Below are 25,779 nucleotides of genomic sequence, written 5' to 3' on the forward strand. Positions count from 1 at the left end.
GGTCTCCCAAGTAGAGTAGCGGGAGGCCGCCCCGGTCGTCAGGCACCTATACCGAAACCCCAGCTTCGAAAGAGGCTGGGGTTTTTTCATGTCCAGACGCCCCGTTCTCGAGAGAGATCGGGGCTTCGTAGTATAAGGTTGGCTCTCTTTATTCAGTGGGTTCTTCGGTGGGCTGGATGCTAGGCGGGGTATTTTGCTAGTGTCAGTGACTTGCGCAATAATTGGCTGCCTGGATAGCGTAATGAAGATCAAGGCATAACCGATGCTCTCAGGAGGAGACAAGGATGAATATGACGATGTTGCGGAAAGTTGGGCTGGCGGTGTTGATGGTCATGGTCCTTGGTGGAGTAGCGGCTTGCGACGATCAAGGTCCGGCAGAGGAAGCGGGTGAAAATATCGACGACGCCATGGAAGATGCCGGGGAAGGCATGGAGGAGCTGGGCGAGGATATTCAAGACAGCGCCGAAGAGGCTCAAAACTAAGTGCGTAGTTTTACGCAATAGAATCATCACAAAGGCCAGGCACTGCCTGGCCTTTGTCGTGACTAATACGCTGGCATTCAGTGGCCGGCGTTTTGCTCAATGCCCTGCAGGTACCAAGGGGCGCCATCGCGCAGGTCGCGCGTCAGGTGCCAGGTCTCGTTGAATTCGGTCTGGGTACCGTTCTCGTCGAGAATACCGTGAAAGATCACCGTGGCCTCGGCTTGTTTGCCAACCTCGCTGACGTCACCAAGCTCGGCGAACAGGCGAATGATCTCGGTACGGTTGTTAGCCGGGTGCTGCGCGCGTTCTTCACGTAGCAGATTATAGAGCTCCGGTGTCACATACTCCTGGATGCCGCTCAGGTCGTTATTGTCCCAGGCTCGCTGCAGGGTCATGAAGTGCTCCTTGGCACCGCCGAGGAAGCGTTCCTTGTCGAACCAGGATGGCAGGCTACCGAGGGCTGAGCCGCTGCAGGCCATGACGCCAGGGGCTGCCTGAAACGCTTGGGCATTCGTCTCGCGGCGCAGGGCAGGCCGCTCGTCACCCGCCGCGGCCAGCCGACGACGCGCCAGGAGCCGGAACAGCAGGAAACCGAGCCCCGCCATCAGCAGGATATCCATCAGCCGTAGCTCGTCGAAGGCGCCGCCGAAGAACAGCGCTGCGAGCAGCCCGCCGGCCAGCAGGCCACCCATCATCCCGCCCATGCCTCCTGCACGCGCGCCTGCCTGTGTGGCATTGGCGGGCTGCCCGGCCTGGGCTGGCGTCGACGCTGGGCGATCGGCAGAACGAGAGAAACTGCCGATATTGCCACCGCCGCCCATGCGGCGCGCCTCGGCATACTCAATAGCAAGGCCGAAGCCCATCATGCCCACCAGCAGCATCACAAACAGATTGCGCATCGTACGAGGTCTCTTCATCGGTCATCGGTAGGCTTCAAGAATACCCTGTTGCGGGGCTATGCTGAATGCCCGCAGGTCGAAGATGAGGACGCGCAATGCGCATGGTGCTGGAGGATAGCCTGGTGATGGTGGTCGATCTGCAGGCGCGGCTGCTGCCGGTGATCGATGGCGGTGAGCAGGCGGTGACTGAGGCGGTGTGGCTGGGGCGACTGGCCACTCAACTGGAGGTGCCGGTATGGCTGACCGAGCAGTATCCGGCAGGCCTGGGGCATAGCGACCCGCGATTGCTGGAGGCCTTGCCACATGCGCGCTGCTGGCAGAAGTCACACTTCGGCGCACTCGACGAAGCGCCCCTGGCCGCGGCGCTTGCGGCCAGCGGACGGCGTCAGATCGTGCTGTGCGGGGCCGAGGCGCATATCTGCGTTCTGCAGACGGCACTGGGGCTGCGCGAAGCGGGCTATGCGGTGTTCTGGCTGGATGAGGGCACGGTCAGCCGCCGTCGTGACGAGGCGCGACTGGCCAGGCAGCGCGCCGTTCAGGCGGGAGCGGTGGCTGTGAGTGCCGACATGGTCGCCTATGAGTGGCTGAAGCGCTGCGACGATGAGCGCTTCAAGGACATTCACCGCCGCTTCCTTCGCGAACGCGCGGTGCGCCCGTTGGCTTTCAGCTAGCGCCCTCCTCGCGGGTGAAGACCAGGGTGCCGCCCTCCGACATCGCCGGGTGATAGCGATAGCCGGCGACATCGAACTCCTTGAGGTCGGCGGCGTGGTTGAGACGCTGGCGAATAATCCAGGCGCTCATCAGGCCGCGGGCCTTCTTGGCGTAGAAGCTGATGATCTTGTACTGGCCGTTCTTGGCATCCTTGAATACCGGGGTGATGACCTCGGCATCGAGTGCCTTGGCGTCGATGGCCTTGAAATACTCGTTGGAGGCCAGGTTGACCAGCACCTTGCTGCCGCTGCGGGAGATGGCCTGGTCAAGTTCACGGGTCAGGATCGGCTTCCAGAACGCATACAGGTCCTTGCCGGCGTTGTTGGGCAGACGGGTGCCCATCTCCAGACGATAGGGCTGGATCAGATCGAGCGGCTTGAGCAGCCCGTAGAGGCCGGAGAGGATCCGCAGGTGCTCCTGGGCAAAGGCGTTGTCAGTCTCGCTGAAGGTATCGGCCTCCAGGCCGGCGTACACATCGCCCTGGAAGGCCTGTGCGGCCTGCTTGGCGTTGTCGAGGTCGAACGGCGGCTGCCACTCGGCGAAGCGGGCGGCATTGAGGCCGGCCAGCTTGTCGCTGATGCCCATCAGCTCGGAGAGCTGCTGTGGTGAATAGTCGCGCAGGATATCGATCAACTGCTGGCTGTGGTCAAGATAGTCCGGCAGGCTGTGGGTGGTGGTCGAGGGGGAGGTCTCGAAATCGAGTGTCTTGGCGGGGGATATCACGCTCAGCATGGGGCGCTCCTAGTGACCTGAAATGTTGCCGCCAGTATATCAAGCCCGCTGGACGGGCGCGGCTATCGCGATGATAGGCCGCGCCTCACCTGTCAGGGGCAGGGGTTGGGCAGGCGACGATGAACCGCCTCGATGGCCTCGATCACCTCCTGGTCGAGCCTCAGCGACTCGCTGGCCAGATTCGACTCGAGCTGCTCCATACTGGTGGCGCCGATGATATTGCTGGTCAGGAATGGGCGCGAGTTAACGTAGGCCAGGGCCATCTGGGCGGGATCCAGGCCGCTGTCGCGGGCAATCTGCACATAGGCGCGCGTGGCCTCCTCTGCCACCTCTGAGGTGTAGCGCTTGAAACGCTCATAGAGCGTGAGGCGCGCCTTGGGTGGGCGTGCACCGTCGAGGTACTTGCCCGACAGCACGCCGAAGCCCAGCGGTGAGTAGGCCAGCAGGCCGACACCCTCGCGGTGGGCGATCTCGGCCAGGCCGACTTCGAAGCTGCGATTCAGCAGGTTGTAGGGGTTCTGCACGCTGGCAACGCGGGGCACGCCGAGCGTCTCGGCCAGCCGCAGGCAGCGCATCACGCCCCACGGCGTCTCGTTGGACAGGCCAATGGCACGCACCTTGCCGGCATCGACCAGTTCCTTGAGGGCGGCCAGGGTCTCTTCCAGGGGGATGGCATCCTCATCCTCGTCGTGCTCATAGCCGAGGCGGCCAAAATAGTTGGTACTGCGATCCGGCCAGTGCAGCTGGTAGAGGTCGATGTAGTCGGTCTGCAGCCGGGACAGGCTGGCGTCGATGGCCTTGTGAATATGTGAGCGGGACATGCGCGGACCGCCGCGGATATGCTCGAGGCCGGGCCCCGCCGCCTTGGTGGCGATGATCACGTCGTCGCGGGCGCTGCGGCGCTTGAGCCAACTGCCGATATAGGCCTCGGTGCGGCCCTGGGTGTCGGCCTTGGGCGGCACCGGGTACATCTCGGCGGTGTCGATGAAGTTGATGCCGAACGCCACGGCGCGGTCGAGCTGCTCATGGGCCTCGGCCTCGCTGTTCTGCTCGCCAAAGGTCATGGTGCCGAGGCATAGCCGACTGACGTCGATACCGGTGTCGCCAAGGGGTCGAATCTGCATTCGTCACTCCGGGTCGGGGAAAGAACGGAACAGGTGCCAAAGGCATGGTAGCGGGGGGCTACCAAAGCGGCAAATCTCCGGGGTTGAGTCGCCTGTGCAGGGGGCGTATGCTTGCGTCCCGTTGGCCCGGCGGAGCCCGAAGAGCCAGTCGTCAAGCGCGCCATGATCAGGTACAGGGTAGTGCCGGCAGGATCATCGCACCGTTTACAGGATCAAGGTTGTTTGCCATGCCGCAGGCATCTTCACTGTTCACCCGTCTTGAGTATCGCCTGGCGGAGCAGCTGTTTCATACCCGTTGGCTGCCGCGCTCGCCGCGCACTCAGCGTCTGACCATGCATCTCTTCCAGCGCTGTGCCGATGCCGGCCATACCGCGGCGCTGTCGGTGTACGGCCACATGCTGTTTCATCGCGGTGCCAGCCCCCAGGACAAGGCCAAGGGGGCGCGTTATGTATTGCAGGCCGCGCACAGCGGCGATGAGCGCGCCCAGTACCAGGCTGGCGCGATCTACGAGCACGGCTGCGCCCAGTATCCGCGGCGTGACGACCACGCGGTGACCTGGTACGCCCGTGCCGGGGAAGCCGGTCATGCGCTGGCGGCGGCACGCTTGGCTGACGCCTATCGCCATGGGCAGTTGGGGTTGGCGGTCGACTGTCAGCGCGCCGAGTACTGGCAGCGCCTGGCCGACCAGCATGCCGGCATCGAGATACCCGAGGCGGCCACACGCCACTAGTGACCGCAGTGCGCTTAGCCCTTACCCTATAGGCCTGATCGAGCGCTCGATCGGGCCTATGCCTTTTTCAGAGGATGCCTACCACGTGGCCTTGCCTACCCTGCTGGATATCGAAGCGTCCGGGTTCGGACGCGGCAGCTACCCGATCGAGGTAGGCCTGGCGCGGGCAGACGGCTCAAGCTGCGCGTTTCTGATCCAGCCGTTGGATGAATGGACCCACTGGGACCCCAAGGCCGAGCTGCTGCATGGCATCTCGCGCAATCGGCTGAATCGGGAGGGGCATCCGGTAATCGAGGTGGCACGCTGGCTCAATGACGAGCTGGCCGAAGAGGGCGTGGCCTACAGCGACAGCTGGGGCTACGACAACACCTGGCTATCGCTGCTGTTCCACCATGCCGGGATGCTGCCGCGCTTTCGTCTCGAGGCGCTGCGTCGGCTGCTGTGCGACGAGCAGCTGGCGCTGTGGCAGGTCACCAAGGAAACCCTGATCCGCGAACGTGGTATTCAGCGCCACCGTGCCGGGGAAGATGCGCGGCTGCTGCAGCTCACCTACGCCCGCACCCGGGCGCTGGTGGATGCCCGCGCCGCGCATCGACGGCGTGGCAGCTAGATCAGCCGGCCAGGTGGCTGTCCAGATGGTCCAGCAGCGCGGCGGGGGTCTCGGCCGAGAGCAGCTTGGCGCGCGTCTCTGGATTGAGAAAGCCGTGGGCCACGGTGCTGTCGAGAAAGCCCAGTAGCGGTGCGTAAAAGCCCTGAGTGTCGAGTACGCCAATGGGTTTGTCGTGCAGGCCGAGATATTGCCAGGTCCAGGCCTCGAACAGCTCTTCCAGGGTGCCGATGCCGCCGGGCAGGGCGATGAAGGCGTCGGCGCGTGCCGCCATGCTGGCCTTGCGTTCGTGCATGTTGGCCACGCGAATCAGTTCGGTGAGGCCGTGGTGGGCCTGCTCCCGCTCGACCAGATGGTGCGGCATTACGCCGATTACTTCCCCGCCTTGGGCCATGGCGGCGTCCGCCAGTGCTCCCATCAGGCCGATGCGCGCCCCGCCGTAGACCAGGCGGTGACCGCGCCGGGCGATTTCGGCGCCCAGGGCCTCGGTAGCAGCGCGAAAAGCTGGCTCGCGACCCTCGCGTGAGCCGAGATAGACACAGATATTGGCCATGACGCCCTCCTTGAATGGCCCTCTATCCTAGCATCGTCGTGGGCTCAGGGCAGGCAGTCGGCGACGCCATATTCGGCGTCCAGCCACTGGCCTATCGCGTTGTGTCCACACAGATGGTGTGCGTACTGGGTGTGCAGGCAGCGCACCTGATCCCAGTTGGCGATACCGCCGATGCCGCGCTCGCGGAGCAGCGCCGCATAGCCGCGGCGCTCGGCCTCGGCTTGCTGCTCGCTGGGCATGTGCTGCCAGCGCTGGGTGACGTAGTCACGATGGCTGTCGTGGTAGGCGGCGAGAAACGCCGGATCCTCCTGCAGGCGCGCCTCCAGCGACTTGATCACCCCGGCGGCCTCGATATGCGAAATCTCGACCTTGAGGCGCTCGGAACTGAGCCAGTAGAGGGTTGGGAAGGGCTTGCCGTCGATGATCGACGCCATCCTCAGCACCAGCGGCGTGCCCTCGACGTCGGTGGCCGCAAGGGCCTGGATACCACGCGGCATGCGACCCAGCTGCTGGGTGATGGTCGTCAGCTGGCGTTCATCAGGCATCGTGTCGGGGTGGAGCACCATCGTCGGGATCTCGCAGGAATTTGTTGGAGCGGCCCACGGCGCGAAAGAACGCCTGGTTGAGCTGCACCGGGGTCGCCACGTAGCGCCACTGGCGCTCGCAGTATTCGGCAGCGCGGGCCATCAGCACGTCGTAGAGACGATTGAACGGGGCATCATAATCGTAGGGATCGGCCCCGAACAAGCGGATGTGCGGGTAGTCGGCGAAGCGCTCCATGAAGTAGCGCTCCAGGTCGGCTTCCACCGCACGGTGCTGGGCGGTGTTGTCGGGGTCCAGCCAGAGATTGTAGCGAATCACCTTGGGGCTCCCGGAGCTAGGGCGTGATATTGAGACAGCATAGCCTGGCGTTCGGCTCGATTAGCGCGCCAGCGGGGTGAGTTTGGCGCCGGTCAATGCGATCAGGTCGGCGCTGGCCAGGGCAATCTCCAGGCCGCGGCGCCCACCGCTGACGTACAGCGGGTCGCGGCCCGCGGCGCTGGCGTCGATATAGGTCGCCAGGCGCTTCTTCTGCCCCAGCGGGCTGATGCCGCCGAGCACATAGCCGGTGGCGCGCTCGGCGTCGCTGGGCTCGGCCATGCTGGCTTTGCGCGCGCCGGCGGCCCGCGCCAGCGCCTTGAAGTCGAGCTGGGCGCTGACCGGCACCATGGCGACCACCAGACGACCGTCGTCGAGCTTCGCCAGCAATGTCTTGAACACGCTCTGCGGGGCCAGGCCGAGCGCCTCGGCTGCCTCCAGGCCGTAGGCCTGCGCGCGCGGATCGTGAGGATACTCCAGCAGCTGGTAGGCGATCCTGGCGCGCTCCAGCGCCTTGATGGCTGGGGTCATGCGCGAGCCTCCCGGCTCAGCCGCTGCGTGCGACGCCAAGTCAGCCACTGCGACCAGCCCAGCAGCCACAGCGTGGCCATCACAAAGCCGATCAGCGTCCCCCAGGCTAGCCCCAGGGTGGCGTAGGTCAGCGATACGCACAGCGTATAGCTGAGCAGCGATCCGAGGCCCGCAGGGAAGTGCTTGATCACCGTCGCTACCGGTGCCGCTCCGTGGGACAAATGCAGCATGATCAGGAACGGGAACAGGGTCACCGGAAAGGCCGCCATGACCCCGGCCCAGGCGGCCGGTACCCAATGTGCGAGGCTGGTAATCACCACGATGATCAGCGCAGCCAGCGCTGCCCGCAGCGCCATCACCGCCCACGAGAAGCGCCCCGGCGGCGGCGTGCGACTGTCCGGGATCCGCCGGTAGAGCCAGGTCACCATCACGATCGCCGCCAGGGTGGTCAGGGTGCCCGTGACCCGGGTGAAATCGAGCTGGGTGAGCACCAGGCTGACGGCCAGCCAGGCGCTGAAGCCGCCGAGGCAGCCGCGCAGGATGCCGCCCAGGCCATCGCGGCGACCGCCGGCCAGGTAGCCGGCGCCGAGCGCCAGGGTGGCGGTGAACCCGGCCAGGGTGTGCACCGCGCTCTGGGCGGCGAACTCGGGCGAGATCTCCAGCCCAATGAACAGCAGGGCGATGGACGTGCCCAGCGGATAGCCGGCCAGCAGGCCGGCGACGCGGGCGCTGACGCGCACGGCAATCGAGGAGAGGCCCAGCACCAGGCCGATCGACAGCAGGAGTTTGGCCAGCTGCCAGCTCAGTGGCACATCCATGCGGGCTCCTTGGGCAAAGATCGAATCATATCAGGCGCAGCTGCTGATGATCGTGCCAGGCCGCCGGCAGTGCGTCGGCGAGAGGTTCCGCGAGGTGTGCCGGGAGTGCGGCCTGGGCATCGGCGAGGGCCTCGAAATGGCGCAGCCTAAGCCAGCAGTAGGCCCAGGCGCAGGCTTCCAGCTCATCGCGGGGTACCGGCTTGGCCGGCATCTGCAGCAGCAGGAAGGTCGCCGCCCGGGCGGCCCACAGCGGCGGTGTGGCATCGCCGCTCCAGGCGCCCAGAGTCGCGCCACTAGGCGTCTCCTCGGGTTCGCCGAGCTTGGCGACGCGGGCAGTATCGGCGAGGATCATGGCCAGGCGGTCGGGGTCGGCCTGGCCCAGCAGCAGCCAGTGGCCGACCAGCCGGGAGGCACCGCGCATGGCCTTGGCATAGAAGGGGCTTTCAGGCATGTTCAAAGGCGATTCCTTGGCTGACCAGTGAGTGGAGAGACGTCATGCAGTTCGATTTTGCCACGCCGATAGCGCGTCGGCATCCGCCCGAGGCCCGTGGCGTTCAGCCTGAGTGGCCGTCGCAAAAATGGCATCGCTATGACGGCGATGTGCTGCCGCTGTGGGTCGCTGACATGGACTTCGTCTCGCCACCGGCGGTGATCGAGGCGCTTCAGGCGCGGGTCGAGCACGGCGTATTCGGCTACGGACTGGTGCCCGACAGCCTGCACCGCACGCTATGCGAGTGGAGTGCCAGGCACTACGATTGGTCGATCGAGCCACACTGGCAGCTGTGGCTGCCCGGCGTGGTGCCGGCGCTGCATCTCGCCAGTATGGCACTCACCGAGCCTGGCGAAGGCGTACTTACCGTCACGCCGATCTACCCGCCGTTCCTCAAGGTCGCCGAGCGCACCGGACGCATGGCGCAGCAGGCGCCCTTGGGCGAACCGGCGGCGCCGGGAGAGCCCTGGCGGCTCGATCTCGACGCCCTGGAAGCGGCGATCACTGACGATACGCGGCTGTTGCTATGGTGTCATCCACACAACCCCACCGGGCGCGTCTGGCAGGCGCAGGAGCTGGCCGGACTGGCCGCGCTGGTGGAGAAGCACGACCTGCTGGTAGTCTCCGACGAGCTGCACTGCGACCTGCTGCTCGATGAAGGCGCCAGGCACCGGCCGCTGGCGGCCGCCTACCCCGGGCTGGCGGCACGCACCATCACCCTGTGGGCTCCCTCCAAGACCTTCAACCTGGCCGGCCTGACCTGCGCCTGTGCGGTGATTCCCGACCCTGAGCTGCGGCGGCGCTTCGCTGCCCAGATGAAGGGGCTGCAGTCGGATCCCAACGTACTCGGTCTGGTGGCCGCCGAAGCGGCCTACGCCGAGGGTGACGCGTGGCGCCAGGCGCTGCTCGAGGTGCTGCGCGGACATCGTCAGCGGCTGCTCGAGCGCGTGGCGAGTTGGCCGGGGGTGAGCATGCACCCACCGCAGTCGACCTACCTGGCTTGGCTCGACATGCGCGGTGCCGGCCTCGGCGACTGCCCCCAGCAGACCCTGCTGCACGATACCGGGGTGGCGTTATCGGACGGCGCCGACTTCGGTTGGCCGGGCTTCGTGCGGCTCAACTTTGGCACCACCGAAGCCCAACTGGAGTCGGCACTGGTGCGGCTCGACGCACGGCTAGCGCGATAGCCGCTCAGTACATCATGGCGAACAGCCGGCGACGGTAGGCGACCGTCAGCGGGTGGTCGGCGCCCAGCGCATCGAATACCCGCAGCAGGGTCTTGCGGGCCAGGTCGTCACCATAGGCGCGATCGCGCTGCATCAGCTGCAGCAGCGCGTCGAGGCCGGTTTCGTAGTCGCCGTCGGCAACCCGGCGCAGCGCACGCAGGTAGTGTGCCTCGCTGTCGTCGCGGCCCTCGAGTGCCACCAGCGCCTCATCGCTGGGCGCTTCCTCGCCGAACTCCAGACGCGCCCGAACGCCGCGCGCCTTGGGGGCATCGCGGTCCTCCGGGGCGAGGCCGTCGAGAATGGCACGTGCGCGGTCAGGATTGCCCTCGGCGAGCAGGGCGCCGGCCAGGTCGATGCGGTAATCGACGTGATCGGGGTGCGCCTGGGAGAGCTGCTCGAAAATGCTGCGTGCGGTGGCGGGATCGCCGGCGTCCAGCGCCGCCTGGGCCTGCTCTTCAGGGCTCTGCGGCGCATCCTCCGGTGGCTGGATGTACTTTGCCAGCCACTCGCGGATCTGTTTCTCGGGCAGAGCGCCCTGGAACTCGTCGTACAGCTGGCCCTGCATGATCAGCTTGACGTCGGGCACCGAGCGGATGCCCAACTGGGCGGCGATCTGCTGGTGCTCCTCAATGTTCAGTTTGGCGAGGATGAAGGCGCCGTTGTACTCCACCGCCAGTTTCTCGAGGATCGGCATCAGGTTCTTGCACGGCTCGCACCAGGGGGCCCAGCAGTCGAGCAGCACCGGGATCTGCATCGACCCTTCCAGCACCACCTGCTGGAAGTTGTTCATGTCGATGTCGACGATGACGTCGGCCGGCGCGGCAGCGCCGGCCGGTGAGGATTCGTTAGCGGTCAGCGGCTGGCCGCTGTGGGGATCTACGATAGGCATGCGATGACCTTGAAGCAGGCGGATTTACTCGCAACATGCGGGCCGCGGCGGCGGGATTCAAGGCCTGTGCCAGGATTTGGCTCATAGGGCAGGAGGCGCCAACGATGAACTTCATGCTGCGCAGTATGGGAATCGTACTGTTGGTGGTAGCCCTGCTGCTGGCCGGCCCGCTGTGGATGCTGGCCAGCGGCGAGGTGCCGCTGGATCGCCACTGGTCGTCGGCGGATCGCACGCCTGCCGGCTTGGCGCCGGAGACCCCAGGCACGCCGGTGGTGCAGGTCTATGCTGCACGCGCCTTCGGCTGGCGAGGTGCTTTCGGGGTGCATACCTGGATCGTGACCCGCGCCGAGGGCGAAGAGGACTTTCGCCTGCATCACGTGCTCAGCTGGCGCCGGCCCGCGGTGGTATCGGGGGTGGATACCCCGGATCGTGCCTGGTTCGGCAATCCGCCGACACTGCTGGCGGACTATCGCGGCGAGGCGGCCGCCGCGCTGGTGCCGCTGATCGACGCCGCTATCGCCGACTACCCGGAGCCCGATCGCTACCGCGCCTGGCCCGGCCCCAACAGCAACTCCTTCGTGGCCTGGGTCATACGCGAGGTGCCGGGCTTTGACGCCGCACTGCCGGTGACCGCGGTGGGGCGTGATTATCTGTTCGGTGAGAGGTGGGCGCCGACCACCAGCGGCAGCGGCTACCAGGTGGCCCTTGGCGGTCTGTTCGGGATCAGCGTGGCGCGGGTCGAAGGCCTCGAGATCACCCTGCTCGGCCTGACCTTCGGCATCGACCTGCTGCGTCCGGCGCTCAAGCTGCCCGGCATCGGGCGGCTGGGCATGGCGCCGGCGGTGCTGGGCAATGATGAGGAGCAGGCAGGCAGCCTGTCGCCGCTTGGCAGTGGCGTGTCGGGCAACGCGGTCCGCAGAGCGTGAAACGCCGCTCACCGTAGGTGGAAGCGGCGTTTCTTTCCTCCAGGCTGGATCAGAGGGTCATGAAGGGCGAGGCCTCGCCGTCGCGGAACTGGTAGACGTCCCACTCGCCCTGCTTGGGCCCCGGCATGCCGGGGGTGCCGATGGGCATGCCGGCCAGGCCGATGCCGCGGGTGTCCGGTCGCTCCTCGAAGAGCCTCTCCAGTGCCGCGAAGGGCACGTGACCCTCGATGGCGTAGCCGCCCATCTGGGTGGTGTGGCAGGAGCCGTGGCCGACGGGCAGGCCGACGCGCTGCTTGATCTTGCCCACCTCGATATCGTCGACGAGTTTCACCTCGACCCCGCGGGCCTCCAGCTGTCGGGCGTACTCGTCGCAGCAGCCACATTGCGGATTCTTGAACATGGTCGCCTCGTCGGGCAGAGCGGCCTGGACGGTGCCGGCGCCCAGCAGCAGGGCGCCGGAGAGCATGAGAGTGGAGCCGAAACGGATCATGAGCGGGCCTCCGGGGGATGACGGGACGTGAACAGATACTTGGCGAGGGCGGCGATGCCGAGGCCGAGCAGGGTGAGCATGGCGATGGGCATGATCCAGCCCATGGAGCCCATCAGGGCGGTGCAGTGTGCAGTCATGGTGATACTCCTCAGTGGCCAACCCAGGTCACGCCGTTGGGGCCCTGGTCGGTGTCATAGCGGTTGATGACGGCGCCGGCTTCCAGGTCGATGACCGAGAGGCTGTCGTCATAAAGGCCGGTGATGAAGGCAAAGCGGCCGGTGTCGTCGACGCTGATGCCATGAGCACCGGCGCCGACCTCGTGGGTAGCCACCACCGTCAGGCTGTCGAGGGCGATGACAGAGACCCGGTTGTCGGGCTCGGCCTCACTGCCTTCGTTGGCCACCAGCATGAAGCGGCCATCCGCGGTGGCGTGTACCTGAATCGGTAGCCGGCCCACCTCGATACGCTCGATGACCTCACGGCTGGCGGTGTCGATAACGGCCACGCGGTTCTCGTCGCGCAGCGAGACGAAGACCCGGGCGCCGTCCGGGGTGAAGCCCACTTGTACCGGGGTCTGGCCCACCGGCAGGCGAGCGACCTCTTGCCGTGCCGCGGCGTCGATCACCGAGACGCTGCCGTCCAGCACGTTGGCTACGTAGAGCTCCTGGCCGTCGGGGCTAAGGCGCAGGCCGTGGGGATACTCGCCGGTGGCGATGGTAGCGACGCTCTCTCTGGCCTCGAGGTCGACGACCGAGACGCTGTCGTCTCCGGCATTGGTGACGAAGGCGAAGCGACCTTCCAGGTCGCTGACCACATGGGCCGGGTGGCTGCCAACCTCGATGCTGGCCACGAGAGCACCGCTGGGATCATTGGCCGGGTAGAGCTTGAGCTTGCCGGGCGCATCACCGTGGGCATGGCCGCCGTCATGACCATGGCGATGATCGTCAGTGGCAGCTTCCCCCACGGCCATCAGGTAGTGGCCGGGGGCGCTGAGCTGGACGTTGTGGGGGGCAATGCCGATGGATTGGGTGTTGGCATCGCCGCTCGCTAGGTTGATGTGAGTCAGAGAGGCGCCGCGTTCGTTGGCGGTGACGACACTTCCCTGGGGAACTGCCGAGGCGAGCGTCGATGCGCTGGCAAGGGCGAGACCAGCAGCCAGCAGCCAGCCAAGAAGCCGATGATTTACGTTGCGTGCAAATGAGGATTGCAGGTATGCCTGGCGCGCCACTGCGGCCGATGACAAACGGATAGACATGATGAACTCCTGATGAACGGGATCTTGTAACGCGAGCGGCTCGCGATCCGACGGCCATGCCGTCTGCGTTCGATCAGGATTTGGGAGGGCGCCTGGGGGCAAGAGGGGGCTGCGGGGATGCTGCCATGGCCGGTGAATTGGCCTGGCGCAGTGGGTCAACCAAGGCAAGACGCGCCTGGCCCGCGGCGACGGAGCAGAGGGCGCACGATGAGGCGTCATGATCATGTTCGACACTGGGACCATGATCCGAATGGCCGCCATCTGAGCTCCAGTCGGCGACCACGCCGCAGTCGGCCTGAAGGTGTTCCATGGCGCCGTGACTCGTCAGCGTGCCCATCGCCAACAGCAGCGCGAGCAGGATGGCCATAAGGCGGCCTGGCGTGCGTTGTGCTGATGATGTCCGTGTGAGCCGACGCATGATGAACTCCCTTGATACAGGCTTTCAGCTTGGCCCTTAGTCGCCCGAGCTGCATTGATCCAGAGCAATATCTCGGCGCTCGACTAGGGGAGCCGTGCTGGCGCGGCATCAATCTGGGGGCTGGTCAGCGGCTGGATGCTGAGCAGTTGGACCAGAGCCGGTTCCTGCGGCCCTAGCATGTCGGCCAGGGTGTAATGATCGAGTACCGCGAGAAACGCGCCGAGCGCCTCGGCCAAGATCGGCTTGAGTCGACAGGCAGGGGTGATCCTGCACGCGTTATCCTCGCCGAAGCACTCCACCAGCTGTAGATCATGCTCGGTATCGCTCACCAGCGTTCCCAGGCGGATATCCTCGGGAGCCTTCTTGAGCAGGAGACCACCGTTCTTGCCGCGGATAGCGGTGATGTAGCCCTTTTGGCTCAGGTCCTGAACGACCTTCATTAGATGATTGCGCGAGATGTCGAAACTCTCGGCGATCTCATGGATGGTGGATCGCTCCTCGCCCTTGACGGCTAGAAAGACGAGAACACGCAGGGAGTAGTCGGTAAAGCGGGTCAAGTGCATGACGGTATCCGGCGCTCCATGGTTTGCCTTGGGGCAAGGCGCTGCTGGCGGAGAGGGTCACTCTATAGGGTTTGCCGGCCGAATGCTGTCGGGACTGCCGGTTGCGGCGTCAGGGCGCGTCATCAGGAAGGTGGCGACGGCCAAGAACAGCGCCGCGGTAAGCGCGAGTACCAGCGGTGCCGCGCGTCCCATCCACAGCACGAGCCAACTGGTCGCGAGCAGGGCTAGCGCCAGTCGCTTGGCGCGGCGCGGCACAGCGCGCTGCTCGCGCCAGGCCTGGAGTGTCGGGCCGAGGCGGGGATGACGGTGCAGCCAGCGAGCCAGCCGGGGCGAACCCTTGGATGCGGCCCAGGCTGCCACGAGTAGGAAAGGCGTGGTAGGCAACAAGGGCACCACCAACCCGGCGGTGCCTAGCCCGATACAGCCGTAGGCCAGGCCGCTCCAGGCGATGCGTGAAACAGGGTGCGTCATGGGGACCTCCCGCTTGGCGTGATGCCCAATAAAAAGTATTTTATATGAATCTTCACGTCTGGCGCAAAGCCCTATTCGAGTCGTCGCACGGGGGCCGATTCAATGCTGCCGTGGCAATGTCCAGTTAGCTAGCGAGGGGATTGATCTGGGTCAGCTACCTCGAGAAGGGTACCGACGAGCCGAATCCTGAATGGCATACTCGGCGGTATTGTGCGGCACCCTGGGTGGCGCCACCCCGTCAAGAGGCCGTGTTACGATGCATGATGACCTGCTGTTTGATCGCCCCCTGGTAGAGAAATACGATCGTCCGGGACCGCGCTACACTTCCTACCCCACGGCGCCCCAGTTCCATGCGGCTTTTGCCGAGGATGATTACCGTAATGCCGCCGAGCGGAGCAACCGTGCCGAGACGCCCAAGCCGCTGTCTGTCTACGTGCATATCCCGTTCTGCAAGAGCCTCTGCTACTACTGTGCCTGCAACAAGATCATCACCCACAATACCGAGCGCGCCGCCGAGTATCTCGAATGGCTCAAGAAAGAGATCCGGGTGCAGGGAGCGCTATTCGAGGAATCGCGGCGCATGACCCAGCTGCATCTGGGTGGAGGCACACCGACCTACCTGAGCAACGCCCAGCTCGGCGAGCTGATGGCCGCGCTGGATGCGGCTTTCCACTTTGCCGAGCCTGCCCAGCGCGAGTTTTCCCTGGAGGTGGACCCGCGCACCGTGACGCCCGAGCAGATCCATGAGCTTTACGCCCTGGGCTTCAATCGCCTCAGCTTCGGCGTGCAGGACTTCGACCGCGACGTTCAGGAAGCGGTGAATCGGCTGCAGAGTGAGGAGCAGGTCATGGCGCTGGTTGAGGCCGCCCGTGACGCCGGCTTCCAGTCGGTGAGCGTCGACCTGATCTACGGCCTGCCGCTGCAGACGGTGGCGAGTTTCGATACCACGCTGTCGAAGATCATTGCCCTGCGCCCGGACCGCATCGCCGCCTACAGCTACGCCCACCTGCCGGAGCTGTTCAAGTCCCAGCGGATGATACGTCCCGAGGACATGCCGCCGCCGGAGCGCAAGTTGGAACTGCTGGAGCTGACCATAAAGCGCCTCACTGCCGCCGGCTACGTCTATATCGGCATGGACCACTTCGCCCTGCCCGACGACGAGCTGGCACTGGCCAGGGAGAACGGCACCCTTCAGCGCAACTTCCAGGGTTACTCCACCCACGCCGACTGCGACATGGTCGGGCTGGGCATCACCTCCATCGGCAAGGTCGGCGACAGCTACAGCCAGAACGTCAAAGAGACCGCCCAGTACCATCATCGCCTGGATCAGGGCCAGCTGCCGGTGTTCCGAGGCTACCGGCTCAGCGACGATGACCGGCTGCGCCGCGACGTGATCAATGCCCTGATGTGCCACAACCGCATCGACTTCGCTGCCATCGAGGCCGTCCACGGCATCGTCTTCCGCGATTACTTCGCCGACGCCCTAGAGCAGCTGCAGGAGATGGCCGAAGACGGCCTACTAGCGATCCGTGAAAATGAGATCGAGGTGCTACCCACCGGCCGTCTGATGATGCGCAACGCCGCCATGGCCTTCGATGCCTATCTGGCAAGCAGCAGTGGCCGCTACTCCCGCACCGTATAGTGGTCGCCCACGACACGACTGCGGGTGGCGATCTGCCCAGCGAGTTGATGCATGTCAGTGCAGCCGCGAAAACACCGGCCTAGGATGGGTGGGCTGGCGGCGTTGGCCGCATAGATATCTTCAGGAGAGCCGTCATGTCCCCGCCGTTACTGCCCCTGCCACGTCCGCCTGCACTGCCCCGTTTGATACGTAGCATTGACCCCCGAGTGCCACTGGTGGTCAAGCGCCAGTTGATCGAGCCAATGCTCAACCGAACCTTCGCCGTACCGCTGGCCGAGGGCGAGTTCGATGCGCTCGCAGGCCGCCGGATCTCGCTGCACGTCGAGGACCTGGGCGTGCAGCTGACCCTGACCCTCGAAGCGGAGCGCTTTCGGCTTACCCAGGAGGCGGGCGAAGCCACCATTCGCGGCGGCTGGCGCGAGTTCCTGTGCCTGGCCACCCGGCGCCAGGACCCCGACGCCCTGTTCTTTCAGCGTCGCCTGGTGATCGAGGGTGACACCGAACTTGGGCTGATGGTCAAGAACCTGCTTGATGGCCGCGAGGAGGGGCTGGCCCAGGGACCTTTCGGCGATTGGCTGGCGCGCGTCGAGCGTCTGGCCTGCGCCGAGCGTTGAGCGATGCGACGTTTCCGCCCCTCGCTGGAGATCCCTGCATGAGCCCTTCCCCCGAGGGCACGGGGCGAGGTGAGCCGGCGTGATGTTAGTGGCGTAGGGTCAGCCTTTTAAAGTTGGGGCGCAGTTCGCTGACAAGCGCTTCTATCTCTGCGGTCGTCGGGGCGCCCGGCACCGGCTCGGCGTAGCGCGCATCCAGGCACTGGCCGGCGCGGGCCAGCTGGATCGCGTAGTGGCTGGCGCCGCGCTCGGCGAGGTCCAGGGCCAGCCGGCGCAGGCGTTCCAGGTCGAAGTCGCGCCAGTGCACCGTGGTGCGACACTCGAGGGCAATGCCGCTGTTCAGCAGCAGCGCCAGGCTTTGCTCATGCGGGGTGGCCATGCCGCGGCGCCCGACGATGCGGTCGATGTCATCGGCCAGGCCCTTTACGTCCAGGCCTACCCAGTCGAGCCAGGGCAGCAGCGCCTGCAGGCGCCGCGGGTAGACACCGGCCGTATGTAGGCCGACCTTGAAGCCGAGCGCTCTGGCCCGCTCCACCGCGCCGGCGAGCTCGGCGTGCAGGGTGGGCTCACCGCCGCTGAAGACCACGCCCTCAAGCAGGCCCCGGCGGTTTCTCAGGAAGGCCTCGATCCCGTCCCACTCGCCGTGCTCGCCCCGACGGGAGGCGAGCATGCCGGGGTTGTGGCAGTAACCGCAGCGCAGCGGACAGCCCTGCAGGAAGACCACGCAGGCCAGGTGCTCGGGGTAGTCCAGGGTGGTCATCGGCGTCAGCCCGGCCACCGGCAGGCGAAGCGTCTCCTGGGCGCTGCCGGCAGAAGGGCTGACGGGAGGTTCGCTGATGAGCATGGCAGTGACTCCCTGCCGGGCCCCGAGGGGGCCCGGCCTATCGAGGGTGTGGGGCAGCTAGCGGCGGCCGGTGGCTTCGCGGAAATGGCAGCGCTCGCGATGTTCGGCGCGTTTGCCGACGTTGAACTGGCTGACCGGGCGGTGATAGCCCATTACCCGGGTCCAGACCTCGCAGCGCTGGCGCTGTGCGGTGGGCAGGGAGGTGGTATCCATCTGACGCATATCGTGCTCCTGGTTAGTTGGCAGGGGGAGAAAGCCGGCGTCAGGCCGTTGCCTCGGCCCGGCTGGCTTGTTGTGCCAGAAGCGCGTCGTCGCACTTCGGGCAGAACTCGTGTTCGCCGGCCAGGTAGCCGTGTACCGGGCAGATCGAAAAGGTGGGGGTGACGGTGATATAGGGCAGGCGGAAGCGCGACAGGGCGGTGTGCACCAGCTTGCGGCAGGCCGCGGCGCTGGAGAGCCGCTCGCGCATATACAGGTGCAGCACGGTGCCGCCGGTGTAGCGGGTCTGCAGCGGGTCCTGATGGATCAGCGCCTCGAAAGGGTCGTCGGTATGGCCCACCGGCAGCTGGCTGGAATTGGTGTAGTAGGGCGCCTCCGGCGTGCCCGCCTGCAGAATGCCGGGGAAGCGCTCGGCGTCGGCGCGGGCGAAGCGGTAGGTGGTGCCCTCCGCCGGCGTCGCCTCCAGGTTGTAGAGGTGGCTGGTCTGCTCCTGAAATTCCTGCATCCGCCCGCGTACGTGGTCGAGCAGGTCCAGGGCCAGCTGCTGCCCCTCCGCGTCGGCGATATCGAAACGGCCATTGGAGAAGTTGCGCACCATCTCATTGAGGCCGTTCACCCCCAGGGTCGAGAAGTGGTTGCGCAGGGTGCCCAAGTAGCGCTGGCTGTAGGGGTAGAGCCCCTCGTCCATCCACTGCTGGATGCATCCGCGCTTGAGCTCCAGGCTGTCGCGGCCCAGTGCCAGCAGCCGGTCAAGCTCGTGTAAAAGTCCCGCCTGGTCGCCGGCGAAGCGATAGCCCAGCCGCGCGCAGTTGACGGTTACCACGCCTAGCGAGCCGGTCTGCTCGGCGCTGCCGAACAGGCCGTTGCCGCGCTTGAGCAGCTCGGTGAGATCGAGCTGCAGGCGGCAGCACATGGAGCGTACCATGTGCGGCTCGAGGTCCGAGTTTAGGAAGTTCTGGAAGTAGGGCAGGCCGTACTTTGCGGTCAGCGCGAACAGCCGCTCGGCGTTGTCGCTCTCCCAGTCGAAGTCGGTGGTGATGTTGTAGGTGGGAATCGGGAAGGTGAACACTCGCCCGTGGCGGTCGCCCGCTTCCATCACTTCCAGGTAGGCGCGGTTGAGCAGGTCCATTTCGGCCTGCAGCTCGCCGTAGCTGAAGGGCTGCTCCTCGCCGCCGATGATCGGCACCTGGTCGCGCAGGTCCGCCGGGCACACCCAGTCGAAGGTGAGGTTGGTGAAGGGCGTCTGGCTGCCCCAGCGCGACGGCACGTTGAGGTTGTAGATGAACTCCTGCACCGCCTGCTTGACCGCTTGGTAGTCCAGCCCGTCCTTGCGCACGTAGGGCGCCAGGTAGGTATCGAAGGAGCTGAAGGCCTGGGCGCCGGCCCATTCGTTCTGCAGGGTGCCGAGGAAGTTGACCATCTGCCCCAGGGCGCTGGAGAGATGGCGCGGCGGGGCGCTCTCGGCGCGTCCCGGTACGCCGTTGAAGCCTTCGATCAGCAGGGTGCGTAGCGACCAGCCGGCGCAGTAGCCGCCGAGCATGTCGAGGTCGTGGATATGCAGGTCGCCCTCGCGGTGGGCACTGCCCACCGCCGCCGGATAGACCTCGTCGAGCCAGTAGTTGGCGATCAGCTTGCCCGACACGTTGAGGATCAACCCGCCCAGGGAGTAGCCCTGGTTGGCGTTGGCGTGCACGCGCCAGTCGGCACGTTCGAGGTATTCATTGACGGTCGAGGCGACCTCGACGTGGCGCTTGCCGGCCTGACGGGTGGAGGGGCTAATCACCGCTTTCTCCCTATATATGGTATCTGCGTTTCTATTTGGCGCTATATATTGTGTTTTTAAGGCTAGTGCCTTCGATGGCGGGAGGAAATGATCCAGATCAGAAAACGGTGAATTGCCACCATCGCAAACGACAAGCCCCGGCGGTTGGCGGGGCTCGAATGGGTCCTGATTAGCCGACGGGCAGGCGGGTGTTATCCATGCCCGGGCGGCCGTGCCAGTAGCCGTCGCAGACCTCGGCCTCGACCAGCGCCAGCGGATCGGCGGCGGGCAGCTCGCCGCGGCGGGCGGCGTCGAAGGCGGCGACGACTTCGGCCATGTCCTTGGGGCGCGGACTCAGGCGCACTACGGCCACGCCCATCGCGGCCATGTCGCTCACCTCGTGGCGCAGGTCCTGGCAGGCCCCCGAGAGGGTCTGGATGCCGTTGAGGGTGAACACCTCCTTCGATTCCTGGGAGCGCAGAGGCAGGCCTTCGGGATACGTCTGGCAGACGAACTGGCAGCGATCCTTGGGCTTCTGGTGACGCCGGGCGGTGAAGCAGCGCGACGACCAGGCCAGCGGCAGGTGGCCGTAGGCGAACACCTCGCAGGGCTGGTCTAGCCCCTCAGTGGCGCAGTCGGCAAGCAGCCGGGTGAGATCCTCGCGGGACATCTCCACCGGAGCCTGCCAGCGCTGCATCCCGGCGCGGGCCATCACGCCGATGGAAGCGGGGTTGTAGAGGTTCAGTGCGGCGCCGGCGACGAAGGGCAGGCCGGCGGCGGATAGGCGCTGCAGCGCGCTCTGGTCGTTGGCCTCGACGGTGAACTCGCCGTTGTCGCACAGCTTGCGCAGGTCGCGCAGGTCGGCTTCGGACTCGATCAGGGTCTGGCTGGCGATGACGACCTGCTTGCCGCTCTGGGCCAGCTCGCGGCCGATGCCGAGCCAGTCGTCGAGCTTCATGTCGCGGCGGCGCGAGCAGACGGACTCGCCGAGATAGACGATTTCCACCGGCCAGTCGGCGGCCTCGCGGTAGAAGGCGGCATAGCGCTCGCGGGTCCAGTAGAACAGCACCGGGCCCAGCGACAGCTGCAGGGTAGGGGAAGTCGACATGACGTTTCTGCTCCTATTTCCAGCGGCGTTCGTAGGCGCCCAGGGTGGTGGTGGCGCCTTCGGAGACCTCGCCGAGGCCGGCCATCCAGGCGGGCTCGGGGTGGAAGCGCTCGGGGGCTCGTTCGAGGCGGTCCAGCGCCTGGCGCCAGATCCCGGCCACCTTGGACACGTAGGCCGGGCTGCGCTGGCGGCCCTCGATCTTCACCGCGCTGATGCCGAGTTCGCGCAGCTCGGGCAGCAGTTCCAGGGTGTTGAGGCTGGTGGGCTCCTCGATGGCGTGATAGGTCTCGCCGCCGACCTCGAAGCGCCCCTTGCACAGGGTGGGGTAGCCGGCCCGCTCGCCCTCGCCGTAGCGATCGATCAGCACACCGTTGAGGCGTGATTCCAGCCCCTCGGGGGTTTCCTCCCAGCGCACATGGGCCGCCGGCGAGCAGACGCCGCGGGTGTTGGGCGACTCGCCGGTGAGGTAGGAGGAGAGGTAGCAGCGCCCTTCGGCCATGATGCACAGGCTGCCGAAGGCGAACACCTCGAGCTCCACCGGGCTCTGCTTGGCCAGGTCGCGCACCTGGGTGATGGAGAGCACCCGCGGCAGCACGGCGCGCTTGATGCCGAAATGGTCGTGGTAGAAGCGCAGGGCCTCGTGGCTGGTGGCCGAGCCCTGCACTGAGAGGTGGCGGGCGAGGTCGGGATGGCGCCGTGCGGCGTAGTCGAGCAGGCCCATGTCGGCCATGATCAGGGCGTCGACGCCAAGGTCCGCGGCCTGGTCCACGGCGCGGGTCCACTGGGCCCAGCCGTCGGGCTGCGGGTAGGTGTTGATGGCGCAGAACACCCGCTTGCCGCGGGCGTGAGCGTAGTCGATGCCTTCGCGGGCACGCTTGTCGGTGAAGTTGAGGCCGGCGAACTGCCGGGCATTGGTGGCATTCTGGAAGCCGAAGTAGACGGCATCGGCTCCCTCATCCACGGCGCGCTTGAGGGCGGGCAGGCTGCCGGCGGGGCAGACGAGTTCCATGGTGAGCCTCCTGTCGTGGGAAACCCGACCATGCTAGTCGACTATCGAGGTCACGCTTTTGATACGCGTCATGGCATGGCGAAATGGTCGAGGAATGAAGAGCTTGGCGCCCTGGTGAGCCAGGGCGCGCTTGCAGGCGTTCAGGCAGCGTCGAGGGGGCGAGAGGGGCCGAAGTGCTCGTGGTGGCGACGTTCGGCTGGTACGCCCAGCTCGGCCAGGGCCTTGTCGACGGCGCTCATGAAACCCTGGGGACCCACGGTGTAGCAGCGTACGTTCTCCGGTAGCAGTCGCGCCAGCAGCGTGCGGTCGACCCGGCCGGTATGGTCGGCCTGGTCGCCGTGCTCGTGGACGCTCACCGTTTGCAGCTGACCCGGGTGCGCCTCTGCCAGGGCCGCCACCTCATCGCGGAAGGCGTGGTGCTCGGCATCCAGGGCGGCGTGCAGGTAGACCACCCGGCGGCCTTGAGCGAGTGCCTGGCGAGCCAAGGGTAGCATCGGCGTCTGGCCCACACCGCCGGAAGCCAGCAGTAGGGGCTCGTCACCCTCGGCGAGGGTCAGGTCGCCGGCCGGTGGAAGCAGTTCCAGGGTATCGCCACGCGCCATTGCGTCGTGCAAGTGGCGGCTGGCGCGCCCCTGGGGCTCGCGCTTCACCGAGATGCGGTAGTGCCTGCCGTTGGGTACATCGGAGAGGCTGTAGTGGCGATACAGCGGCTTGCCGTCGATGGTCAACCTGACGCCAATGTACTGGCCGGGGGCGTGGTCGGCTACCGGGCCGCCGTCCACCGGCTCGAGCACGAAAGAGCGAATCACCGCACTCTCCTGCCGGGTCTCGGCGATGCGGAATTCGCGCGGGCCGCGCCAGCCGCCGCGACGCTGCTCGAACGCCTGGTAGCGGCGGTCCTCCAGCTCGATCAGCAGGCCGGCGAGCTCCTCGTAGAGGCTACTCCAGGCCGCGGCAATCTCTGGCGTGACAGCATCTCCCAGTACCTCGCCAATGGCCGCCATCAGGCACTCACCGACGATCGGGTACTGATCGGGCTGGATGTCGAGGGAGACATGCTTGCTGACCACCGTGGCCAGGGCGCCGCGGGCCTGCTGGGGGTCCTGGCGGAGCTGGACATAGGCCAGCACGGATCGCGCCAGTGCCCGGGGCTGGCCACCGTCCTGCTGGTGGGCCTGGTTGAACAGTGGCTCGACGTCCGGATAGCGCGCGAACATCAGCGGATAGAAGCGGCGGGTGATGTCATCCAGGTGGGCGGCAACCACCGGGGCTGTTTCCTCGATTAGCAGTTCCTGGTCACGACTGAGCATAGGGAGTAAGTCCTTGATCATGGGTCTTGATTTATAACATTCATGTAAAATACATGTTATTGTTCCGTCTGTCATGAGGCGAGCTGTCGCAGTTGGCCGAGATTGACACGTTCCACCGCTGAAGCTTTCCCTCTAACCTGAGGGCGTCAGCCGAGCAATGAATCCCAAGGAGACTTCATGGCCATTTCAAACTTTGCCGACCTGCTCTCCGAAGCGCGTAAACAGCCCGAGCCGCAGCGCCTGCTGTTGGTGTGCACTCGGGCCGAACTACCCGACTACCCCAGCGAAGAGCAGCGCCGCCGCTTCGAGCAGGGCGAGGGCGGGGCACTGACACCGGTCACCTGTGTCGACAGGACCCCCGAGGAGCTCAGCGACATGGCCACCTTCGTCGAGCAGTCGCGTGAGACTGGCCAGGACTGGGACCTCGTCTTCGCGGCTGCCATGGCCGATCCTGGCGATGATGGGATCATTGAGCAGCAGTTGCGGCGCATGGTGGAGTCGCTGCAGATGGGCAGTATCGAGTCCTTCCTGGCCTTCAATCGTCGCGGTGAGGTGGTGAGCTTCCAGTGACCCTGCCGGCGTCTCAGCAGTCCCGAGCAGTGCGGGCCCGGCAAGCGCCTGAGCGCTCGGCGAACCGGGACAAGACCCGCACCGGCCGCTGACATGCTGCTGATAAGAAGTATTCTTGATGCCTGTCATGGTTCCGGCGTTGTCGGGCGAGGCACAATGGGGAAAGTCCAAGTGCAACTGTCGGGATGCCTGCCATGACCTTACCCCCACCCGAGCCGTCCGGGGCGCCCATCGCCCGGCTCGCTTTTCGCCCGTTCTTCCTGCTGGCCTCGCTGTTCGGGGTGCTGTCGCTGATGGTGTGGCTCGCCTTCTGGCACGGCGGTTTGCTGCTGCGTCCCCACGGAGGCTCGATGTGGTGGCACCAGCACGAGATGCTCTTTGGGTTTGGCGCGGCCGTGGTGGTGGGGTTTTTGCTGACCGCAGCACAGAACTGGACCGGGCAGCGCAGCCTGCAGGGCTGGCTTCTGCTGGGACTGGTCGGCGTCTGGCTAGCCGCGCGGCTGCTGCTTGCGTTTCCCATGGGGCTGCCGGCTGGGCTTTTGATGGTCATCGACCTGGCCTTCCTGCCGCTGGCTGCGCTAGCCCTGGGGCAGATGGTGCTGGCGGTTCGTCAGTGGCGCAACCTGGTGTTCGTGCCCATCCTGCTGCTGCTGGCGGTGGCCAACCTGGCCATGCACATCGGGGTAATGCGCGGGCAGTGGCTGCTGATCCGCGAAGGCGGCTATCTTGCGGTGTTGCTGATCGCCGCCCTGATGGTGATGCTCGGTGGCCGTGTGATCCCCTTCTTTACCTCGCGCAAGCTGGGACGCCAGCGGCCAGCCGACTGGCCGATGCTCGAGCGTCTCTCGCTGTGGTCCATCTACGCCGTGGTGCTGGTGCAGCTGGCAATTCTGCTCTCGATCGAGCTGCCGCCCGGTCTGCTGGGGTGGGCCATGCTGGTGGCCGCTGGCGCCAATGGCGTGCGGCTTGCGCGCTGGGAAGGGTGGCGGACCCTGCATGAACCCCTGCTGTGGGGGTTGCATTTTAGCTACGCCTTCATCGTGGTAGGACTGGTGATGTGGGCCCTTGCTCATACTGGCGTATTTCGGGTGGAGTTGGCTGTCCACGCGCTGGCCATCGGTGGCATCGGCAGCATGATGCTGGCGATGATGGCTCGGGTCGCCCTCGGCCATACCGGGCGGGAGATTCGCACCCTGCCAGGCATCGGGATCGGGCTCATGCTGATGTTTGCAGGGGCGCTGCTGCGCTCGCCAGTGCTGGCGATGTTCCCGCAGATCACGCACTGGACCTACAGCGTCAGCATCCTGTTCTGGTGCATCGCTTTTCTGATCTTCCTGTTTCACTACACGGTACCGCTGCTGACCACTCGCGTGGACGGCAAGGACGGTTAAGCTTTCTGCGAGGTCCGAGATGATCGAGCACTACTTCCTGATCAAGCACCTGCACATCACCGCCGCAACGCTCAGCCTGGCGCTGTTCGCGCTGAGGGCCTGGTGGTCGGTACGCGAGTCGCCCTGGCTGCAGCGCCGCTGGGTGAAGGTGCTGCCGCATATCAACGACACTCTGCTGCTGGCCCTCGGTGTGCTGCTGATGGTCATGCTGCGGATGTGGCCCCATCAGCATCCCTGGCTAGCCGCCAAGCTGATCGCCTTGCTTGTCTACATCGGCCTTGGCACGCTGGCGATCAAGCGCGGGCGAAGCCCCGCCGTGCGCGGCGGCGCGGCGATAGCTGCAATGGCTGCCTTCGTCTATATGCTGGGGGCGGCACTGCAAAAGAGCCCGCTCTCCTGGTTGGCGGTCGCCTGAGGCAGGGTATGACTCGTGCAACCGGCACTCCATATTCTGGGTATCCGGATTAAATGGTTGAGGGGGCACCTACGCCCCGCCCAGACCTTAATCCTCCCAGAAGGTTGATAGATCGACGCCGAAG

General features: G+C 65.9%; 33 protein-coding genes. 11 read left to right on the forward strand and 22 right to left on the reverse strand.

Features of this window, described 5'->3' with window-relative positions; genetic code table 11:
* Positions 1 to 284: 284 nt before the first annotated feature.
* Complete coding sequence (locus QC821_RS20520) at positions 285 to 482, forward strand: hypothetical protein (protein WP_309725194.1); 198 nt, start codon at positions 285 to 287, stop codon at positions 480 to 482.
* Positions 483 to 559: 77 nt separating this feature from the next.
* On the opposite strand, the gene QC821_RS20525 is transcribed toward QC821_RS20520, so the two are convergent.
* Entirely contained in the window at positions 560 to 1,381 is an 822-nt protein-coding gene (locus QC821_RS20525; protein WP_309725196.1) for a Tim44 domain-containing protein, read from the reverse strand.
* Positions 1,382 to 1,476: 95 nt separating this feature from the next.
* Here QC821_RS20525 and QC821_RS20530 point away from each other — a divergent pair, with 95 nt between their 5' ends.
* Positions 1,477 to 2,052, forward strand: a complete 576-nt coding sequence (locus QC821_RS20530; RefSeq protein WP_309725198.1) for an isochorismatase family protein — start codon at positions 1,477 to 1,479, stop codon at positions 2,050 to 2,052.
* Here the strand turns inward: QC821_RS20530 and yaaA are convergent.
* The gene (gene yaaA / locus QC821_RS20535) at positions 2,045 to 2,824 is read right to left on the reverse strand and encodes a peroxide stress protein YaaA (protein WP_309725199.1); all 780 of its coding nucleotides are present in this window, start codon (positions 2,822 to 2,824) and stop codon (positions 2,045 to 2,047) included. The genes QC821_RS20530 and yaaA overlap by 8 nt on opposite strands.
* A gap of 92 nt (positions 2,825 to 2,916) precedes the next feature.
* Positions 2,917 to 3,948 (reverse strand): NADP(H)-dependent aldo-keto reductase, encoded by a 1,032-nt coding sequence (locus QC821_RS20540; protein WP_309725201.1) that lies wholly within the window; start codon positions 3,946 to 3,948, stop codon positions 2,917 to 2,919.
* A 227-nt stretch (positions 3,949 to 4,175) separates the two neighbouring features.
* Between QC821_RS20540 and QC821_RS20545 the strand changes: the two genes are divergently transcribed.
* Together QC821_RS20545 and QC821_RS20550 are read left to right on the forward strand one after the other, a co-directional pair.
* On the forward strand, positions 4,176 to 4,679 hold the full coding sequence (locus tag QC821_RS20545) for a tetratricopeptide repeat protein (protein ID WP_309725203.1): 504 nt from the start codon (positions 4,176 to 4,178) through the stop codon (positions 4,677 to 4,679).
* 58 nt (positions 4,680 to 4,737) lie between these two features.
* Entirely contained in the window at positions 4,738 to 5,289 is a 552-nt protein-coding gene (locus QC821_RS20550; RefSeq protein WP_309725204.1) for a hypothetical protein, read from the forward strand.
* 1 nt (position 5,290) lies between these two features.
* Here the strand turns inward: QC821_RS20550 and QC821_RS20555 are convergent, their stop codons facing one another.
* From QC821_RS20555 to QC821_RS20580, 6 genes are read right to left on the reverse strand one after another with little or no spacing between them, the layout of a single operon-like run.
* Positions 5,291 to 5,839, reverse strand: a complete 549-nt coding sequence (locus QC821_RS20555; protein WP_309725206.1) for an LOG family protein — start codon at positions 5,837 to 5,839, stop codon at positions 5,291 to 5,293.
* 44 nt (positions 5,840 to 5,883) lie between these two features.
* Entirely contained in the window at positions 5,884 to 6,405 is a 522-nt protein-coding gene (locus QC821_RS20560) for a DUF501 domain-containing protein (RefSeq protein ID WP_309725208.1), read from the reverse strand.
* Positions 6,377 to 6,700 carry a hypothetical protein gene (locus QC821_RS20565; RefSeq protein WP_309725210.1) on the reverse strand — a complete coding sequence of 108 codons (324 nt, stop codon included), beginning with the start codon at positions 6,698 to 6,700 and terminating at the stop codon, positions 6,377 to 6,379. The genes QC821_RS20560 and QC821_RS20565 overlap by 29 nt, the downstream gene beginning before the upstream one ends.
* 60 nt (positions 6,701 to 6,760) lie before the next feature.
* Complete coding sequence (gene ybaK, locus QC821_RS20570; protein ID WP_309725212.1) at positions 6,761 to 7,228, reverse strand: Cys-tRNA(Pro) deacylase; 468 nt, start codon at positions 7,226 to 7,228, stop codon at positions 6,761 to 6,763.
* Positions 7,225 to 8,046: a hypothetical protein gene (locus QC821_RS20575; protein ID WP_309725214.1), complete on the reverse strand. Its 822-nt coding sequence runs from the start codon at positions 8,044 to 8,046 to the stop codon at positions 7,225 to 7,227. The genes ybaK and QC821_RS20575 overlap by 4 nt, the downstream gene beginning before the upstream one ends.
* Before the next feature lie 25 nt (positions 8,047 to 8,071).
* Positions 8,072 to 8,497: a hypothetical protein gene (locus QC821_RS20580; RefSeq protein ID WP_309725216.1), complete on the reverse strand. Its 426-nt coding sequence runs from the start codon at positions 8,495 to 8,497 to the stop codon at positions 8,072 to 8,074.
* A 44-nt stretch (positions 8,498 to 8,541) separates the two neighbouring features.
* Here QC821_RS20580 and QC821_RS20585 point away from each other — a divergent pair, with 44 nt between their 5' ends.
* Entirely contained in the window at positions 8,542 to 9,723 is a 1,182-nt protein-coding gene (locus QC821_RS20585) for a MalY/PatB family protein (protein ID WP_309725218.1), read from the forward strand.
* 4 nt (positions 9,724 to 9,727) lie between these two features.
* On the opposite strand, the gene QC821_RS20590 is transcribed toward QC821_RS20585, so the two are convergent.
* A complete protein-coding gene (locus tag QC821_RS20590; RefSeq protein ID WP_309725220.1) occupies positions 9,728 to 10,651 on the reverse strand; it encodes a co-chaperone YbbN in 924 nt (307 codons plus the stop codon).
* A gap of 104 nt (positions 10,652 to 10,755) precedes the next feature.
* Between QC821_RS20590 and QC821_RS20595 the strand changes: the two genes are divergently transcribed.
* Positions 10,756 to 11,577 (forward strand): DUF3750 domain-containing protein, encoded by an 822-nt coding sequence (locus tag QC821_RS20595; protein ID WP_309725222.1) that lies wholly within the window; start codon positions 10,756 to 10,758, stop codon positions 11,575 to 11,577.
* 49 nt (positions 11,578 to 11,626) lie between these two features.
* Here QC821_RS20595 and QC821_RS20600 read toward each other — a convergent pair whose 3' ends face one another.
* The 6 genes from QC821_RS20600 to QC821_RS20620 form a co-directional block, all read right to left on the reverse strand.
* Positions 11,627 to 12,067, reverse strand: a complete 441-nt coding sequence (locus QC821_RS20600; protein ID WP_309725224.1) for a DUF411 domain-containing protein — start codon at positions 12,065 to 12,067, stop codon at positions 11,627 to 11,629.
* Positions 12,064 to 12,204, reverse strand: coding sequence for a hypothetical protein (locus QC821_RS20605; RefSeq protein ID WP_198034524.1), 141 nt, complete (start codon positions 12,202 to 12,204; stop codon positions 12,064 to 12,066). The genes QC821_RS20600 and QC821_RS20605 overlap by 4 nt, the downstream gene beginning before the upstream one ends.
* A gap of 11 nt (positions 12,205 to 12,215) precedes the next feature.
* Positions 12,216 to 13,322, reverse strand: coding sequence for a YncE family protein (locus QC821_RS20610; protein ID WP_309725226.1), 1,107 nt, complete (start codon positions 13,320 to 13,322; stop codon positions 12,216 to 12,218).
* Between the two features lie 73 nt (positions 13,323 to 13,395).
* Entirely contained in the window at positions 13,396 to 13,740 is a 345-nt protein-coding gene (locus QC821_RS21770) for a DUF2946 family protein (protein WP_422720136.1), read from the reverse strand.
* An 83-nt stretch (positions 13,741 to 13,823) separates the two neighbouring features.
* Entirely contained in the window at positions 13,824 to 14,303 is a 480-nt protein-coding gene (locus QC821_RS20615; RefSeq protein ID WP_309725228.1) for an Rrf2 family transcriptional regulator, read from the reverse strand.
* A 57-nt stretch (positions 14,304 to 14,360) separates the two neighbouring features.
* A complete protein-coding gene (locus QC821_RS20620) occupies positions 14,361 to 14,774 on the reverse strand; it encodes a YbaN family protein (protein ID WP_076746156.1) in 414 nt (137 codons plus the stop codon).
* A 256-nt stretch (positions 14,775 to 15,030) separates the two neighbouring features.
* Between QC821_RS20620 and hemN the strand changes: the two genes are divergently transcribed.
* On the forward strand, positions 15,031 to 16,416 hold the full coding sequence (gene hemN, locus QC821_RS20625; RefSeq protein WP_309725233.1) for an oxygen-independent coproporphyrinogen III oxidase: 1,386 nt from the start codon (positions 15,031 to 15,033) through the stop codon (positions 16,414 to 16,416).
* A gap of 134 nt (positions 16,417 to 16,550) precedes the next feature.
* Positions 16,551 to 17,030 (forward strand): ubiquinone anaerobic biosynthesis accessory factor UbiT, encoded by a 480-nt coding sequence (ubiT, locus tag QC821_RS20630; protein ID WP_309725235.1) that lies wholly within the window; start codon positions 16,551 to 16,553, stop codon positions 17,028 to 17,030.
* Between the two features lie 85 nt (positions 17,031 to 17,115).
* Here the strand turns inward: ubiT and QC821_RS20635 are convergent, their stop codons facing one another.
* The 6 genes from QC821_RS20635 to hmpA all read right to left on the reverse strand — a co-directional run bounded on the left by QC821_RS20635 (position 17,116) and on the right by hmpA (position 23,279).
* Positions 17,116 to 17,871 carry an anaerobic ribonucleoside-triphosphate reductase activating protein gene (locus QC821_RS20635; RefSeq protein ID WP_309725237.1) on the reverse strand — a complete coding sequence of 252 codons (756 nt, stop codon included), beginning with the start codon at positions 17,869 to 17,871 and terminating at the stop codon, positions 17,116 to 17,118.
* 57 nt (positions 17,872 to 17,928) lie between these two features.
* Positions 17,929 to 18,093 (reverse strand): anaerobic ribonucleoside-triphosphate reductase, encoded by a 165-nt coding sequence (gene nrdD, locus QC821_RS20640; RefSeq protein ID WP_198034525.1) that lies wholly within the window; start codon positions 18,091 to 18,093, stop codon positions 17,929 to 17,931.
* A 40-nt stretch (positions 18,094 to 18,133) separates the two neighbouring features.
* A complete protein-coding gene (locus QC821_RS20645; protein WP_309725248.1) occupies positions 18,134 to 19,891 on the reverse strand; it encodes a ribonucleoside triphosphate reductase in 1,758 nt (585 codons plus the stop codon).
* Positions 19,892 to 20,042: 151 nt separating this feature from the next.
* On the reverse strand, positions 20,043 to 20,960 hold the full coding sequence (locus QC821_RS20650) for a U32 family peptidase (RefSeq protein WP_309725240.1): 918 nt from the start codon (positions 20,958 to 20,960) through the stop codon (positions 20,043 to 20,045).
* A 13-nt stretch (positions 20,961 to 20,973) separates the two neighbouring features.
* Positions 20,974 to 21,969 (reverse strand): ubiquinone anaerobic biosynthesis protein UbiU, encoded by a 996-nt coding sequence (ubiU, locus tag QC821_RS20655; RefSeq protein ID WP_309725242.1) that lies wholly within the window; start codon positions 21,967 to 21,969, stop codon positions 20,974 to 20,976.
* A gap of 140 nt (positions 21,970 to 22,109) precedes the next feature.
* Positions 22,110 to 23,279, reverse strand: coding sequence for an NO-inducible flavohemoprotein (gene hmpA / locus QC821_RS20660; RefSeq protein ID WP_309725244.1), 1,170 nt, complete (start codon positions 23,277 to 23,279; stop codon positions 22,110 to 22,112).
* 177 nt (positions 23,280 to 23,456) lie between these two features.
* On the opposite strand from hmpA, the gene QC821_RS20665 reads away from it, so the two are divergent.
* The 3 genes from QC821_RS20665 (at position 23,457) to QC821_RS20675 (ending at position 25,655) form a co-directional block, all read left to right on the forward strand.
* Positions 23,457 to 23,849 (forward strand): ribonucleotide reductase subunit alpha, encoded by a 393-nt coding sequence (locus tag QC821_RS20665; RefSeq protein WP_076746169.1) that lies wholly within the window; start codon positions 23,457 to 23,459, stop codon positions 23,847 to 23,849.
* A gap of 194 nt (positions 23,850 to 24,043) precedes the next feature.
* On the forward strand, positions 24,044 to 25,240 hold the full coding sequence (locus QC821_RS20670) for an NnrS family protein (protein WP_076746171.1): 1,197 nt from the start codon (positions 24,044 to 24,046) through the stop codon (positions 25,238 to 25,240).
* A gap of 19 nt (positions 25,241 to 25,259) precedes the next feature.
* On the forward strand, positions 25,260 to 25,655 hold the full coding sequence (locus QC821_RS20675; protein ID WP_198034526.1) for a SirB2 family protein: 396 nt from the start codon (positions 25,260 to 25,262) through the stop codon (positions 25,653 to 25,655).
* Positions 25,656 to 25,779: the final 124 nt, after the last annotated feature.

Origin of the sequence: Franzmannia qiaohouensis (assembly GCF_031451695.1) — a bacterium.
In the GTDB taxonomy this organism is placed as follows: domain Bacteria; phylum Pseudomonadota; class Gammaproteobacteria; order Pseudomonadales; family Halomonadaceae; genus Franzmannia; species Franzmannia qiaohouensis.